The organism is Salinicola lusitanus, from assembly GCF_038648475.1.
In the GTDB taxonomy this organism is placed as follows: Bacteria; Pseudomonadota; Gammaproteobacteria; order Pseudomonadales; family Halomonadaceae; genus Salinicola; species Salinicola lusitanus.
The window spans coordinates 3,622,300-3,637,145 of the sequence record NZ_CP151919.1 but is presented as its reverse complement, the minus strand read 5'-3'; the positions used below and the strand labels follow the sequence as shown (position 1 = coordinate 3,637,145).

General features: G+C 64.2%; 18 protein-coding genes. 12 read left to right on the top strand and 6 right to left on the bottom strand.

Annotation, left to right across the window (positions count from 1 at the left end; translation table 11 throughout):
- Positions 1-62: 62 nt before the first annotated feature.
- Positions 63-1,010, bottom strand: coding sequence for a ribokinase (locus AAGT95_RS16385; protein ID WP_342594490.1), 948 nt, complete (start codon positions 1,008-1,010; stop codon positions 63-65).
- The gene (locus AAGT95_RS16380) at positions 1,007-1,951 is read right to left on the bottom strand and encodes a D-2-hydroxyacid dehydrogenase (RefSeq protein ID WP_342594489.1); all 945 of its coding nucleotides are present in this window, start codon (positions 1,949-1,951) and stop codon (positions 1,007-1,009) included. Before AAGT95_RS16380 ends, AAGT95_RS16385 begins: the two co-directional genes overlap by 4 nt.
- A 303-nt stretch (positions 1,952-2,254) precedes the next feature.
- Here AAGT95_RS16380 and AAGT95_RS16375 point away from each other — a divergent pair, with 303 nt between their 5' ends.
- The 3 genes from AAGT95_RS16375 (at position 2,255) to ruvC (ending at position 5,130) form a co-directional block, all read left to right on the top strand.
- Positions 2,255-2,548: an FmdB family zinc ribbon protein gene (locus AAGT95_RS16375; protein WP_110600447.1), complete on the top strand. Its 294-nt coding sequence runs from the start codon at positions 2,255-2,257 to the stop codon at positions 2,546-2,548.
- A gap of 44 nt (positions 2,549-2,592) precedes the next feature.
- On the top strand, positions 2,593-4,374 hold the full coding sequence (gene aspS / locus AAGT95_RS16370) for an aspartate--tRNA ligase (RefSeq protein ID WP_342594488.1): 1,782 nt from the start codon (positions 2,593-2,595) through the stop codon (positions 4,372-4,374).
- Positions 4,375-4,587: 213 nt separating this feature from the next.
- Complete coding sequence (gene ruvC, locus AAGT95_RS16365; RefSeq protein WP_342594487.1) at positions 4,588-5,130, top strand: crossover junction endodeoxyribonuclease RuvC; 543 nt, start codon at positions 4,588-4,590, stop codon at positions 5,128-5,130.
- 100 nt (positions 5,131-5,230) lie between these two features.
- Here ruvC and zapE read toward each other — a convergent pair whose 3' ends face one another.
- The 4 genes from zapE to AAGT95_RS16345 are packed head-to-tail and all read right to left on the bottom strand — an operon-like array spanning position 5,231 to position 7,816.
- Positions 5,231-6,316, bottom strand: a complete 1,086-nt coding sequence (gene zapE, locus AAGT95_RS16360) for a cell division protein ZapE (protein ID WP_342594486.1) — start codon at positions 6,314-6,316, stop codon at positions 5,231-5,233.
- Between the two features lie 29 nt (positions 6,317-6,345).
- Positions 6,346-6,861, bottom strand: coding sequence for a nitrilase-related carbon-nitrogen hydrolase (locus AAGT95_RS16355; RefSeq protein ID WP_342594485.1), 516 nt, complete (start codon positions 6,859-6,861; stop codon positions 6,346-6,348).
- Positions 6,861-7,229 carry a nitrilase-related carbon-nitrogen hydrolase gene (locus AAGT95_RS16350; protein ID WP_342594484.1) on the bottom strand — a complete coding sequence of 123 codons (369 nt, stop codon included), beginning with the start codon at positions 7,227-7,229 and terminating at the stop codon, positions 6,861-6,863. Before AAGT95_RS16350 ends, AAGT95_RS16355 begins: the two co-directional genes overlap by 1 nt.
- Positions 7,226-7,816, bottom strand: a complete 591-nt coding sequence (locus AAGT95_RS16345; RefSeq protein ID WP_342594483.1) for a GNAT family N-acetyltransferase — start codon at positions 7,814-7,816, stop codon at positions 7,226-7,228. Before AAGT95_RS16345 ends, AAGT95_RS16350 begins: the two co-directional genes overlap by 4 nt.
- 259 nt (positions 7,817-8,075) lie before the next feature.
- Between AAGT95_RS16345 and AAGT95_RS16340 the strand changes: the two genes are divergently transcribed.
- From AAGT95_RS16340 to pal, 9 genes are all read left to right on the top strand, one after another.
- Positions 8,076-8,474 (top strand): nuclear transport factor 2 family protein, encoded by a 399-nt coding sequence (locus AAGT95_RS16340; RefSeq protein WP_342594482.1) that lies wholly within the window; start codon positions 8,076-8,078, stop codon positions 8,472-8,474.
- A gap of 91 nt (positions 8,475-8,565) precedes the next feature.
- Positions 8,566-9,171, top strand: a complete 606-nt coding sequence (gene ruvA / locus AAGT95_RS16335; RefSeq protein WP_110599620.1) for a Holliday junction branch migration protein RuvA — start codon at positions 8,566-8,568, stop codon at positions 9,169-9,171.
- A 6-nt stretch (positions 9,172-9,177) separates the two neighbouring features.
- Positions 9,178-10,230 carry a Holliday junction branch migration DNA helicase RuvB gene (gene ruvB / locus AAGT95_RS16330; protein ID WP_342594481.1) on the top strand — a complete coding sequence of 351 codons (1,053 nt, stop codon included), beginning with the start codon at positions 9,178-9,180 and terminating at the stop codon, positions 10,228-10,230.
- The gene (gene ybgC, locus AAGT95_RS16325; RefSeq protein WP_110599624.1) at positions 10,223-10,633 is read left to right on the top strand and encodes a tol-pal system-associated acyl-CoA thioesterase; all 411 of its coding nucleotides are present in this window, start codon (positions 10,223-10,225) and stop codon (positions 10,631-10,633) included. Before ruvB ends, ybgC begins: the two co-directional genes overlap by 8 nt.
- Before the next feature lie 13 nt (positions 10,634-10,646).
- A complete protein-coding gene (gene tolQ, locus AAGT95_RS16320) occupies positions 10,647-11,336 on the top strand; it encodes a protein TolQ (protein ID WP_110599626.1) in 690 nt (229 codons plus the stop codon).
- A gap of 14 nt (positions 11,337-11,350) precedes the next feature.
- The gene (tolR, locus tag AAGT95_RS16315; RefSeq protein WP_110599628.1) at positions 11,351-11,791 is read left to right on the top strand and encodes a protein TolR; all 441 of its coding nucleotides are present in this window, start codon (positions 11,351-11,353) and stop codon (positions 11,789-11,791) included.
- A 9-nt stretch (positions 11,792-11,800) separates the two neighbouring features.
- Positions 11,801-12,967: a cell envelope integrity protein TolA gene (gene tolA, locus AAGT95_RS16310; protein WP_342594480.1), complete on the top strand. Its 1,167-nt coding sequence runs from the start codon at positions 11,801-11,803 to the stop codon at positions 12,965-12,967.
- The gene (tolB, locus tag AAGT95_RS16305; RefSeq protein ID WP_240612342.1) at positions 12,967-14,283 is read left to right on the top strand and encodes a Tol-Pal system beta propeller repeat protein TolB; all 1,317 of its coding nucleotides are present in this window, start codon (positions 12,967-12,969) and stop codon (positions 14,281-14,283) included. The genes tolA and tolB overlap by 1 nt, the downstream gene beginning before the upstream one ends.
- A gap of 47 nt (positions 14,284-14,330) precedes the next feature.
- Positions 14,331-14,843, top strand: a complete 513-nt coding sequence (gene pal, locus AAGT95_RS16300) for a peptidoglycan-associated lipoprotein Pal (protein ID WP_110599634.1) — start codon at positions 14,331-14,333, stop codon at positions 14,841-14,843.
- The last annotated feature ends 3 nt before the right edge of the window (positions 14,844-14,846 follow it).

The window sequence follows — 14,846 nt, the reverse complement described above, 5'->3', positions numbered from 1 at the left end:
GAGTCGGTTCAGTTGATGCGCCGCCACCCGCCGGAACGGCGGCGCGGCGGCGATGAAGAGGTTCAGAGGGTCGAACGCTCGGCCGGGAGAGCGGGCAGGGTGGTCATGGCCTTCTCGACGGCATCCGCATCGGGAATGCTGGGTTCGGCACCGGCCTTCTGGACACAGAGCGCCGAGGCGGTCGTTGCCAGGCGCAGCGCCTGTTCGACCTCGTCGCCGCGCTGCCGTGCCGCCATGAAGTAACCGATGAAGGTATCGCCGGCGGCCGTGGTGTCGATCGCCTCCACCTTGTGGGCAGCCAACATGACGCGCTCACCGCGATGCTGGTGACAGGCCCCCTGGCCGCCCAGGGTCAGGACGATCTCCACATTCGGCAGACGCGTGGCCAGCGCCTCGAGCAGGGTGTCGGAATCGACGGACTCTTCCTCCCCGACCAGCGCCGCCGCTTCGCCGCGATTGAGGAACAGGAGCTGGCACAGATCCAGTGGCAAGCCGGCGATCTCCGCGGAGAGCGGGGCCGGGTTGAACGCGATCGAGAGGCCGTTGTCGGCCGCCAGGCGCAGCATCTTGCCGGCATCATTGCACTCGTTCTGGAGCAGGATCCAACTGCCGGGAACGGCCGAGCCGACCAGCGCCTCGAGGCAACCGTCGTCGAAGCCGTGGTTGGCGCCAGGGTAGAGGATGATCGCGTTCTCGGCGTCGTCGTCGACCTGGATCAGTGCGTGGCCGCTGGCGCCATCGATCAGCTCGATATCCGCGGTATCGACGCCGGCGCGGGTCAACGGTTCCAGCGCCCACCGGTCGCCCTCGTGCAGGCGTCCCCAGTGAGCAACGCGCCCGCCGGCACGCGCCAGGGCCAGCGACTGGTTGGCACCTTTGCCACCCAGTACCTGATGCAGGCTGGTGCTGGAGAGCGTCTCGCCCGGGCGCACCAGGTGTGGAACCCGATAGACGTGGTCGATGTTGATCGAGCCGTAGTTGTAGATCCCCGGAATTTCGGTCGCCATCATCCGCGCTCCTCGGTCAGCCAGGCGCGCAGGTTGTCGGCGGTCAGGTCGACGACGCGCTGACGCGCTTCCGGCGTGATCCAGGCATTGTGCGGCGTCACGATCAGATTGAGCGGCTCGTGCAGGGCATCGAGCAGAGGGTACCCCTCTCGTGGCGGTTCGACAGGCAGGCTGTCGACGGCCAGCCCGCCCAGGCGCCGCTCGCGGAGGGCGGCCAGCGCCGCGTCCTCGTCGATGATCCCGCCGCGAGCACAGTTGATCAGTAGCGCATCTCTCTTCATCGTCGCCAGCGCCTCGCGGCCGATCAGGCCCCGGGTCGCTTCCGTCAACGGGCAGTGCAGGCTCAGCACGTCGGCATCACCCAGCAGCGAGGTCAGACTGGGGCGAGCATCATTTGCCTCGTTACCGGGGCGGGCGGCAAAACTGACACGCATGCCGAAGGCTTCCCCCAGCCTGGCCACCGCCGAGCCCAGCTCCCCGCGGCCGACGATCACTAGGTGTTTGCCGGCCAGTTGTAGGGTGCGGTGGTCGAGCAGGCAGAAGAAGTCGCTTCGTTGCCAGGCGCCATCACGCACGTCGGCCTGGTACAGCGGCAGTCGCGCGGCCAGCGCCAGCATCAGCATCAGGGTGTGCTGGGCGACGCTCGCGGTGCCGTAGGCCGAGACGTTACGTACGATGATGCCACGCCGTTCCGCTGCAGCCATGTCGACGTTGTTGGTGCCGGTGGCCAGCACGCAGATCAGCTTCAGATCGGGAAGGGCGTCGATCAGCTCGGCGTCGATGACGACCTTGTTGGTCAACGCGATGGTGGCGCCTTCGAGCCGGTCGAGCCTTTCGTCCATGGCAGTGAGCTGATGAATCACGAGATCGTCGACGAACGTGCGAATCGGTGCGAGGTCGACGTCGTCGCCGAGGGAAGCGGCATCCAGAAGTACGGCTTTCATGCGTCTTTTCCTTGTCTCTTTTCCGTGCCGGCTGTCATCGCCTGGCAGTCGCTGGCGTGCGGACGACGACATCGGCATTGTCAGCCGGTAATATTGCCTGCGACCGGCCGCTACGCGCTATACTATGCGGCTTTCGAGCTTGGCTTGGGAAGGTCCGCGTGGCCACCGGTCATGACGAACGACGAACGAAAAACCGACTAAAGGATGGCGCGACGCCCGTCGGGGGAAGCGCGCCTGGATATCGCCAGCGAGCCGCCCGATTACCGGCCGGCGACCCTGGCACTCATAGAGAGTGACGACATCATGCCCATCTATGAATACGAGTGTAAGGCTTGCGGTCATCGGCTGGAAAAGCTCCAGAAGATCGGTGCGGCACCGTTGACCGATTGCCCGGCCTGCGAGCGCGCCGAACTGTCTCGCCTGGTCTCCGCAGCCGGCTTTCGGCTGGCCGGTGGCGGCTGGTACGAGACCGATTTCAAATCGGGCAGCAAGAAGAACCTCGTTGGCGATAGTGCCAAACCGGCGACTTCCGGCGATAGCGGCGGCAAGTCGGACGGCGCCAGCAAGGCGAGCGGCGAGAGCAAAGCGTCGGCCTGAATACCGTCTTCACCCTTTTTAGCTTCACAATCTTAGGATCCAGCATGCGCAGTCATTATTGCGGCCAATTGAACGAGTCATTGATCGATCACGAAGTCACGCTTTGCGGGTGGGTGCATCGCCGCCGCGACCATGGCGGTGTCATTTTCCTCGACATGCGCGATCGAGACGGTGTCGCTCAAGTGGTAGTGGATCCCGATACCGCAGAAGCGTTCGCCAACGCCGATCGCTCACGCAGCGAATATGTGCTGCGTATCGTCGGCCGCATTCGACTCCGTCCGGAAGGCACCCAGAACCCCAACATGCCCACCGGCATGATCGAGGTACTGGCCAAGCAGGTCGAAGTGCTGAATACCGCCGCCACGCCGCCTTTCCAGCTCGACGAGCATGGCAAGGTCGGCGAGGAGGTACGACTGAAGTACCGCTACATCGACCTGCGCCGCCCGGAGATGATCGAAAAGCTACGCCTGCGCTCGCGGATCACCCATAGCGTGCGTGCCTATCTGGAGGAGCAGGGCTTTCTCGACATCGAGACGCCGATCCTGACCCGTGCCACCCCTGAAGGGGCGCGCGACTACCTGGTGCCCAGCCGAACCCACGAAGGCCACTTCTTCGCGCTGCCGCAGTCGCCGCAACTATTCAAGCAGTTGCTGATGGTGTCGGGCTTCGATCGCTACTATCAGATCGCCAAGTGTTTCCGCGACGAGGATCTGCGCGCCGATCGTCAGCCCGAGTTCACTCAGATCGATATCGAAGCGTCGTTCATCGAAGAGCGCAATATCATGGGCATCACCGAGACCATGGTGCGTCAGCTGTTCCAGGACGTGCTCGACGTGGCGCTGCCGGAGTTCCCGCGCATGCCATACAGCGAGGCGATGCAGCGCTACGGTTCCGACAAGCCGGACCTGCGCATCCCGCTGGAGCTGGTCGACGTCGACGACCTGATGCAGTCGGTCGACTTCAAGGTCTTCTCCGGTCCGGCCAAGGCCGAGGACGGCCGCGTCGCCGCGCTCAAGGTGAGCGGTGGGGCCAAGCTCTCGCGCAAGGAGATCGACGACTACACCAAGTTCGTGGGTATCTACGGCGCCAAGGGCCTGGCCTGGATCAAGGTCAACGAGCGCGCCAAGGGCCTCGACGGACTGCAGTCGCCGATCGTCAAGTTCATGGAAGGCGTGATCGAGGAGCTGCTCGACCGCGTGGGTGCCGAGGACGGTGATATCGTCTTCTTCGGCGCCGACAAGGCGCGGGTGGTCAACGAGGCGCTGGGCGCGCTGCGGGTCAAGCTGGGCGAGGATCTCGACCTCTACACCGCCGCCTGGGCACCGCTGTGGGTGGTCGACTTCCCCATGTTCGAAGCCGACGACAACGGCCGGCTGTCGGCGCTACATCATCCGTTCACCGCGCCTTCCTGCTCGCCGGAAGCGCTCAAGGCGTCACCGGCTACGGCGCTGTCGCGGGCCTATGACATGGTGCTCAACGGCACCGAGCTGGGTGGCGGCTCGATCCGTATCCACGACCAGGAGATGCAGCGCGTGGTCTTCGACGTGCTCGGCATCGGTAAGGAAGAGGCGGAAGAGAAGTTCGGCTTCCTGCTCGACGCGCTCAAGTTCGGTGCGCCGCCCCACGGCGGCCTGGCCTTCGGTCTCGACCGTCTGGTGATGCTGATGACCGGTTCGCGTACCATCCGCGACGTCATCGCCTTCCCCAAGACCCAGAGCGCCGCGGACCTGATGACCGATGCCCCTGGTGAGGTGAGCAAGGAGCAGCTGCGCGACCTGCACATCCGCCTGCGCCCCAAGGCTAAGCCGGAGAGCGCCGGCGAATAACATCGCCCGGCGTTCAACGTGCCCCGAACCGGCGCCCCGCGAGGCGCCGGTTCTTTTATGCGGGGCAGTTAGGGGATACGCTGCTGTAAACCTCCCTCCACGCGATACGTTTCTGGCCTATCGCCTGCACCCGCCGAGCGGAAAGGGCTAACCCAGCATGAAGTGCATGACTGAGCCAACGATGATCATCCGCACGACACCGGAGCCGAGACGATGATGCTGCTGGGTATCGATCCGGGCTCGCGGATCACCGGCTACGGCGTGATCGACGTCGGTGCGGCGCGGCCCCGCTACGTCGCCAGCGGCTGCATTCGCATCTCCGGTGACGACCTGGCGCAGAAACTGGCCCAGGTCTATGCCGGGGTCGCCGAACTGATCGGGCTCCACCGACCTCAGGAGTTCGCCATCGAGCGGGTGTTCATGGCCAAGAATCCGGACTCCGCGCTCAAGCTGGGCCAAGCCCGCGGCACCGCAATCGTGTGTGCCGCCAACCACGGCATCCCGGTACACGAATACGCCGCGCGGCAGATCAAGCAGGCGGTCACGGGGACCGGCGGCGCCGAGAAGGCCCAGGTTCAGCATATGGTGACGGCGCTACTCGCGCTGGACGCGTCCCCCCCGGAGGATGCCGCCGACGCGCTGGCCATCGCGCTCACCCACGCCTACGCGCGCCAAGGTCTGGTGGCGATCAGCGGCCGCCGGCGTAGTAGCGGTAGCACCGGTCGCAACCGCTGGCGCGACTTCAGGCCGGAGTGAGAGACGGGGAGGCATCCAATGTGCCAGCCCGGTTTTCAGAAGCAGAGCGCAGATGAATTAGCCCCCTCCAGAGCACTGGACACCGAGCAGCCATCGGGAACTAGGAATGGCCGAAGCGCTCCAGCTGCATCTCGCGCAGACGGCTGAGCGTGCGGCGAAAGGCAAATTCGAGGTAGCCCTGGGTGTACAGCTCATCCAGTGCGACCTCGGCCTCGATGTACAACGGCACGCGGCGGTCGTAGCACTCGTCGACCAGGGAAATGAAGCGTCGCACCGCATCGTCGTTGCGCGCCAATGCCGGCAACTGCCTATCGCCGGCGTCGACCCGCTCGGCGCCATCCTCGGTGCCACGGGCGATGCGTCCTTCGCGCGATTCGCCGCCCAGGCGCGGTACTTCCCCAAGGAGAATGGCCGGAAAGCGTTCGCACAGCGCGATGAAGTCCGACGCGGCCAGCGGCCGTTCGCACAGTTCACTGAAGCGGCACCACAGCGCTGCCGAGCTGTGACCTAGATTGGCGATATGCCGATGGTTCAGTTCGACCGGCTCATGACTCACCTGCTGATTGTCGCTCAAGCGGGCGAACAGCTCGTCCAGCGCCTGCGGCTGCTGCACCCAATAGCGCTGCACCTCGGCGCCAGGGTGCAGGCGATGATCCTGCTCGCCATCCACGGCCACCACCTGCATATGCGCCTCGAGCGCGGCGATGGCCGGCAGAAAACGCTCGCGGTTGAAACCGTCGGCATAAAGCTGATCCGGTGGCTGGTTGGAGGTGGCCACCAGCACCACGCGCTGCTCCACCACCAGGCTGAGCAGGCGACCGAGCAACATGGCATCGCCGATATCGCTGACGAACAGTTCGTCGAAGCACAGCACGCGTACCTCGCGCCCCAGCTCCTCGGCCAGCAGACGCAGCGGGTCGGCATGGCCGGTCAACTCGAACTGGCGACGATGCACCCACTGCATGAAGTGATGGAAGTGCTGGCGCCGCGCCGGCACACGCAAGCTGTTGTAGAAGCTGTCCATGAGCCAGGTCTTGCCGCGCCCCACTGGTCCCCAGAGATAGACACCGGGCGGGCATTCGCCGCGATGCACGGCCTCGAAGCAGCGCTGCAACGCTTGAACCGTACGGCGCTGGGCGGCATCGACGACGAAGCCGGCAGCGAGCGAGCGTTCGTACGCGGCCACGGGGGAGTCGGGCTCCCCCCGCTGGGCGTTCATCGCAAAACCAGCCGGCCGTCGTCGAACTGCGTTGGCCAGTCGCGCCGGGTGAAGACCTGGCCCGCCTCACGCACCCGGCGCACCTCGTCCAGATCCAGCTCGGCGATCAGCCAGCGGCTGCGCGTGGGGCACAGCTCTGTACTTTCGGCAATCACGCCAGTGGCCGGCATACCGTAGTCCGACGGCACGTAGAGCGCGGCGCGGCCAATATTTTCGTCCAGTGCCGGCGACCAGGGCGCCAGGCCCACCGTGGGCGACTGCAGCACGGCGATCTGGTTCTCCAGCGCGCGCGCCTGGGCGCCGATGCGCACGCGATAGAAGCCCGCCTCGGTGTCCGTACAACTGGGCGCCAGGATCAGATCCACCCCGGCCTCGGCCAGGGTGCGCGCCAACAGCGGGAACTCGTTGTCGTAGCAGATCAGGATGCCCAGCTTGCCCAGAGGCGTGTCGAACACCTGGAGCCCGCTGCCGGCAGCGATCTGCCACTGCTCCCGCTCGAAGCGGGTCATCATCAGCTTGTCCTGGCTGCCCAGGCAGCCGTTCGGCCGAACAGCCAGGCGCGGTTGCGGTAGAGGCCATCATCATCCAGCACGGCCACCGAACCGGGTTGCAGATGAATCTGCAGCCGCTTTGCCAGGCTTTCGCACAGCGCCAGCCAGCGCGGCAGCAGTGGCTGGATGCCGGCGATGGAGCCGTGCAGGTCGCTGCGCTGGGCCTCTGGCAACTGGCCCGTGAGCACCAGCCCGGCGTATTCCGGCAGCAGCAACAGCTCGGCACCCTGGCCGGCGGCGGCCTCGCATAGCTCGGTCAGGTGTTCGGCATAGGCGTCCCAGCTCGTCAGCAGATCGATGTGATATTGGCAGGCGGCAACCTTGATCATGAGGTGAGTTCCTTGAGCCAGAACGACATGGGTTTGGCCGACGCCTCGGCTTCGTCCAGATCGCGCCAATGATACTGGGTGTGCAGTTCGGGATGATGGCGATAGCCGCGGCGCGCCCAGAAGGCGTCCAGCGGCTGGTAGTCGGCGGGCCGGCGCGGGTGCTCTGCCGGGCGCTGCACGGCGCAGAAGGCGCACCAGTCGAAACGGCTCAGCTGGCGCGCATGGGCCTCGCGCTCGGCGAAGAAGCGCACGCCCAAACCACGTCCGCGCCAGGCCGGCAACACCACCGACTCGGCGCAGTAGAAGATGCGCCCAGGATCCCAGCCTGCGGTGAGGAAGGGGTGCTGGAACTCCACGGTTTCATCGGCCAGCGGCAGCGCCGTGGAAGCGCCGACCACCCGGCCCTCATCACGCACCAACACGCACAGGCTGTCCGCGCTGCGCACATAGGTGTCGAGGTATTCGGCCTCGTACTCGAGGCTGCCGTCGTAGAGGTAGGGGAATTCGCGGAAGACCGTGATCCGCAAATACGCCAGGTCTTCGACGTGGGGCGCGATCTGCGGCCCCCGTAGCAGTTCGATGTCCATCTGGAGTCGTTCGCCAGCAGCAGGGTGACGCCGGCGGCTATGCCGGCTGGAAGGCGCGAACTTATCATGCGAGCCAACCCATCACTAAGGAAGCGCTGAATAAATCGACGAGCGAGATGAAGCGCAAGGCGCATGGAACACAGAACACGAGACATAACATGGGGTTAGGCGAGTGTTCGAGTACCACGCAACGCAGCGATTCGCTCGCGCAGGCATTTATGCAGTGGTTCCCTAACCACGCTACGCAAGGAACCTAGCCATGACCGCCACCGAACTGATTCAGGCCTACTACGCCGCCTTCAACGCCGGCGACATGCCCACCTTCCTCGACCTGCTGGACGAGAATGTGGTCCACGACATCAACCAGGGCGAGCGCCAGGTCGGCAAGGCCAACTTCGCCGCCTTCATGGACAAGATGAACCGCTGCTACCGCGAGCGCCTGGCCGACATCGTGGTGATGCAGAATGCCGCTGGCGACCGCGCCGCCGCCGAGTTCGTGGTGCACGGTGAGTACCTGGCCGACGACGAAGGCCTGCCACCGGCCAACGGCCAGACCTACGTGCTGCCGGCCGGCGCCTTCTTCGAGATCAGCAACGGCAAGGTGGCGCGCATCAGCAACTACTACAACCTCAATGAGTGGGTGGCGCAGGTGGGCTGAATATCGTCTGGCAAGAGGCCCGCGCGGCAGCTAGCCAGCCGATTCGGCGATGCGTATAGTGGACGCCGTCACGGAAAGGACGTTGAATGGAATGATTGGACGCCTGCACGGCACCCTACTGGAAAAGCTCCCTCCCTGGATCGTGATCGATGTCAACGGCGTCGGTTACGAACTCGAAACCTCGATGACGACACTGGTCGCGCTACCCGCCGTGGGCGAGGAGGTCCGCCTCTATACCCACCTGAGCGTGCGCGAGGATGCGCATCTGCTCTACGGTTTCGGGCGTGACGAGGAGCGCCAGCTGTTTCGGGCGCTGATCAAGGTCAATGGCGTGGGGCCGAAACTCGCTCTGGCGATCCTTTCTGGCATGGATCGCGACGCCTTCGTGGGCTGCGTCATGGAGGGCGACAGCAAGGCGTTGACCAAACTCCCGGGCGTGGGCAAGAAGACTGCCGACCGGTTGATCGTCGAGATGCGCGATCGCTTTCCCCATTGGCAGGAAGAGCAGGGGTCGCTGCTGGATGCGCCGCGCCAGCCCGTGGTCAAACCGCAGGACCCGCTCGCCGATGCCGAGGCGGCGCTGGTGTCGCTCGGCTACAAGCCGACCGAGGCGTCGCGCATGCTCTCCGGGCTCGATGAGGGCCTGCCCACCGAAGCTCTGATCAAGGCGGCGCTGGCGCGCCAGATGGCCGGGTAAGCCGATATGATCGAACCAGACCGTCTCATCGAAGCCTCGCCGCGACAGGGCGAGCAGCACGCCGATCATGCCATCCGGCCGCGCCGGCTGGGCGACTATATCGGCCAGCCGCGGGTGCGCGAGCAGATGGATATCTTCATCTCGGCGGCGCGCAATCGCGGTGACTCCCTCGATCATACCCTGGTCTTCGGTCCGCCCGGGCTGGGCAAGACCACGCTCGCCAATATCATCGCCGCGGAGATGGAGGTCGATATCAAGTCGACCTCGGGGCCGGTGCTGGAGCGCGCCGGCGATCTCGCCGCCATGCTCACCAACCTGCAGCCGGGCGACGTACTGTTCATCGACGAGATCCACCGTCTGTCGGCCGCGGTCGAGGAGGTACTCTATCCGGCGATGGAGGATTTCCAGCTCGACATCATGATCGGCGACGGGCCCGCGGCGCGGTCGATCAAGCTCGATCTGCCGCCGTTCACGCTGGTCGGCGCCACTACCCGCGCGGGGCTGCTGACCTCGCCACTGCGCGATCGCTTCGGCATCGTTCAGCGCCTGGAGTTCTATGCCATCGACGAACTGACCGAAATCGTTGCCCGTTCGGCGCGGCTGCTCGGGGTGACTGCCGATGTTGCCGGCGCTCGGGAAATCGCGCGGCGGGCCAGGGGAACGCCACGCATCGCCAATCGCCTGCTGCGGCGGGTACGTGACTTCGCCGAGGTCAAGGGCGACGGTAGTGTCGATGCCACGCTCGCCGACCAGGCGCTCAACATGCTCAACGTCGACAGCCACGGCCTCGATCACATGGATCGCCGGCTGCTGCTGGCGATGATCGAGAAGTTCGACGGCGGGCCGGTAGGGGTCGATAGCCTCGCGGCGGCCATCAGCGAAGAGCGTGACACCATCGAGGATGTCATCGAGCCCTATCTGATCCAGCAGGGGTTCATGATGCGAACCACCCGTGGCCGTGTGGTCACCCGCTCCGCCTATCACCATTTCGGCATCGTGCCCAGCGACCAGGCGCCCCGAAGCGCGCCCCCCAACCACGACGAGCCCGGCAATGAATGAATTCATCCTGCCGGTGAAGGTCTATATCGAGGACACCGACGCCGGCGGCATTGTGTACTACGTTAACTACTTGAAATTCATGGAGCGCGCACGGAGCGAGTGGTTGAACGCATTGGGTTTCGGTCAACGTGGACTGATCGAGCAGGGCGTGCAACTGGTGGTACATTCGCTTCAGTGTCGCTACGCCCGCCCGGCGCGACTCGATGACCGGCTGGAGGTGACCGCCAGCATCGAGCGCCTGGCCGCCTGCTCGTTGCGATTCGCGCAGGCAGTTCGGTACGACGGGGATACATTATGCGAAGCGTCGGTCGATATTGCGTGTGTCGACGCGCAACGCCTGAAACCAAGACGTTGGCCCAGCAGTCTATATGCGGCGCTGACATCCGCCATTCCTAGCCAGTGATTCGAGGATTTTCGTGAACGACTCCATGTCCATCCCCCATCTGATCATGAACGCCAGTCTGGTGGTCCAGCTGGTCATGCTCCTGCTGTTGGCCGCCTCGGTCGCTTCCTGGGTCGTCATCTTTCAACGCAGTTTCGCGTTGAGCCGAGCCCGGAAGGCGCAGAAGGCCTTCGACGAGCGTTTCTGGTCAGGTGTCGATCTCAACGAACTCTATCGTGACGTACCGGATAACTACGAAGCCCAGGGCTCGGAGCACGTGTTCCGGGCGGGCTTCCGGGAGTTCAACCGGCTGATGCCCAAGACGCGCAGTAGTGAAGCGGTGCTGGACGGCGTACAACGCTCCCAGCGAGTCGCGCTGTCACGCGAGGAAGACAGCCTCAATGACAAGCTCACCCTGCTGGCCACGGTGGCTTCGGCCAGCCCCTACATCGGCCTGTTCGGCACTGTCTGGGGAATCATGGGGTCGTTCCAGAGCCTGTCGATGGCACAGCAGGCGACGCTCTCCACGGTCGCGCCATGGATCGCGGAAGCCCTGGTGGCGACAGCCATGGGCCTGTTCGCGGCGATCCCGGCGGTGATCTTCTACAACCGGTTGTCATCCATCGCCAGCCGTCTGCTCGGCGAGTACGAAGACTTCGCCGAAGAGTTCCATTCGATCCTGCACCGTAACCTGCAAGGTCGCGGTGGCAACCCGGCGGCCTGAGGCGGAGGTTCAACATGGGTGGACCCTATAGCCGCCATCATCGGCGCAAGCCGATGGGCGAAATCAACGTCGTCCCGTTCATCGACGTCATGCTGGTACTGCTGGTGATCTTCATGATTACCGCCCCGATGCTGACCCAGGGCGTGCAGGTCGATCTGCCGCAAGTCACGTCGGAGCCGATCGATACCGACGAGCAGGAGCCGATCATCGTCTCCGTGGACAGTCAGGGCGAATACTTCATATCGCTGGGCGAACAGGACAAGGCGGTCACGCTGCAGACCGTTGGCGACCAGGTTGTGGCGATTCTCGAGCGCAAGCCCAACACCCCGGTCATGGTACGTGGTGACAGGAACGCCTCTTACGGTCAGGTCGTGACATTGATGAGCACGCTACAGATGGCAGGTGTGGCGAACGTCGGATTGATTTCCGAGCCGCCGCAAGGCAACGACGGGTAAGGAGTCAGCATGGCGAAGCGAAACCGCCGTGTCGGTTACGGCCTGCCCGTCGTCCTGGCGATCGCCGTTCACGTGGTGGCACTGCTGTTGACGATGCTGCGCCTGCCGGATAGCGAGCCTACGCCCAGCTCATCCTCGGTGGTACAGGCCACATTGGTCAGCGACGTGACTGCCACGGATCAGGCACAGTACGCCCAGGAAGCGCGGGCACGTGCAGCGCAGCGGCAGGCGGAAGAGGCCGCCCAGCAGGCAGCGGAGCAACAGGCCCAGGAAGCCGCCCGGCAAGCGGCCGAGCAGCAAGCCCAGGAACAGGCCCAGCAGCAAGCCGCCCAACGCCAGGCCGCCGCGGAGCAGGCTCAGGCGGAGTCGGCGCGGCGCCAGCAGGCGGCGGAGCAGGCGGCTGCCGAACGTGCCGAGGCAGAAGAGCAGCAGAAGGCGGCCGAAGCCGCACGCCAGGCCGAGCGAGAGAAGCAACAGGCCGAAGCCGAGGCGGAAAAGCAGCGTCAGGTCGAACAAGCCAAGAAGCAGGCCGAAGCCGAGGCGGAGAAGAAGCGCCAGGCCGAAGAAGCCAAGAAGCAGGCCGAAGCCGAGGCGGAGAAGAAGCGTCAGGCCAAAGAAGCCAAGAAGCAGGCCGAAGCCGAGGCGGAGAAGAAGCGTCAGGCCGAAGAAGCCAAGAAGAAAGCCGCAGCCGAGGCGGAGAAGAAGCGTCAGGCCGAAGAGGCCAAGAAGAAAGCCGCAGCCGAGGCGGAGAAGAAACGCCAGGCTGAAGAGGCCAAGAAGAAAGCCGCAGCCGAGGCGGCAGCAAAAGAGGCGGCAGCCAAGGCGCTGAGCGACTCCATTGCCAACGAAAAGGAACGTATCGCCAATGCCCAGCAGTCCGACCAGGCCTCGAACAGCTTCATCAACCTGGTCAAACGGGCCGTCGAGGACCGGTGGCACTTGCCGGCCAACGTGGACAATGGTTTGGTGGCACAAGTGAGAGTGAGGCTAGGGCCTTCGGGTGAATTGCTGGCAGCCAGCATCACTCGCAGCAGCGGTAACCCCAGCTTCGATCGCTCGGCCACGCAGGCCGTGGAAGCCGCGGCCCCGTTCCGTGAGCTGCAGCAACTGGACGCCGGTCTGCAGCGGCGGTTCCGCGATTTCAATCTCAAATTCACCCCCGGGGATATACAGTGATGAAACGATGGATGTCTCAAGGATGGAAAGCCCTGGCCGCTGGCTGGCTGGTGTCGCTGGCGTGTCTCGCGACCACGGCCCAAGCGCAGAACCTGACCATCGAAATCACCCGCGGTAGCGATCAGGCAACGCCCATTGCCATCGTGCCGTTCGAATTCAGTGGACAAGGCGGGTTGCCACAGGATGTGGCGCAGATCGTCAGCGATGACCTGGAACATAGCGGCCAGTTCTCGCCGCTGAGCCGCAGTTCTCTCGTGTCACTGCCCAGCAGCAGCAAAGACGTGTTCTACGACGACTGGAAGCGGGTCGATGCCCGCTATCTCGTGGTCGGAAAGATCGAGCCCCAGGGCGATCAGTATCGTATCCAGTACGAGCTGATGGATATCCTGGGGGGCAAGCGCATGCTGGGAGAGACGCTGACTTCGTCAGACGGCAACCTGCGTGCCAGTGCTCATTACATCAGCGACCAGATCTTCGAGGCCATCACGGGCATCCGAGGGGCTTTCTCCACTCGCATTGCCTACGTCGCGGCCAGCGGTACCGGTGACAACGCGCGCTACGCCCTCTACGTGGCCGATGCCGATGGACACAACGGCCAGCAGATTCTGTCCTCAGACGATCCGATCCTGTCGCCGGCGTGGTCGCCGGATGGCCAGAAGATCGCCTACGTCTCGTTCGAATCCGGTAACTCGGCCATCTACGTGCAGAATGCCTCCACCGGCGAGCGGGTCCGCCTGACCTCTTTCCGCGGCATCAACGGTGCCCCGGCATGGTCGCCGGACGGACGCAAGATGGCGATGTCGCTTTCCAAGGATGGCCAGCCGGAGATCTATGTGATGGATCTGGCCTCGCGCCAGCTCACCCGTCTGACCAACAATCGTGCCATCGAGACCGAACCCGACTGGTCCCCGGACGGCCAGTCCCTGATTTTCACCTCTGACCGAAGCGGGGCGCCGCAGCTCTATCGCATGTCGGCCACAGGAGGACAGGCCGAGCGGGTAACCTTCACCGGCAACTACAATTCCGATGGACGCTTCTCACCGGATGGAAAAACATTGTTCATGGTGACCCGTGATGGCAGCGGCTATCACGTGGCGAAGCAGGAGCTCGACACGGGTCGGGTGACGGTTCTGACAGATTCACGTTGGGACGAATCGCCCAGTGTCGCGCCGAATGGCACCATGGTAATCTTCGCTACCCAGCAAGGGGCGCAAGGTGTGTTGGGGGCAGTTTCTTCGGATGGACGAGCGTCTTTCCGACTGCCTTCGGCGCAGGGTGACGTACGCGAACCCGCGTGGTCGCCGTTTTTGAACTAAACGACTACAGTCATTGTGTCATTCGACATCCGAGCAAGGAGATGACAATGCAAATTAAGACCTACGCCAAGACGTTAGCAGTCGCGCTGTCGCTAGCCGTAGTGGCTGGTTGTTCCAGCAGTGGCGGTACCCAGGAAGGGGACATGAATGGCACTTCCGGTGGCATGTCCGGACAGGGCATGACTTCCGGACAGGGCACCTCGGGCTCGCAGATGGGCGCCAACGATCAGCGTCCTAGCGTCGACACCATCTATTTCGCATTCGACAGCGAAGAAATTCGCCCTGAATTCGAATCGGTACTGCGCGGCCACGCCCAGTATCTGATGGCCAACCCGAACGTCAACGTGACCCTCCAGGGTTATGCTGACGAGCGCGGTACTCGCGAATACAACCTGGGCCTCGGCGAGCGTCGTGCGCAGGCGGTCGAGCAGTACCTGACCGTTCAGGGCGTATCCCCGTCACAGATCCAGATCGTCAGCTACGGTGAAGAGCGTCCGGCAGTTCAGGGCCATACCGAAGAAGCGTACGCCAAGAACCGTCGTGTCGTGTTCGCGTACTAAGCT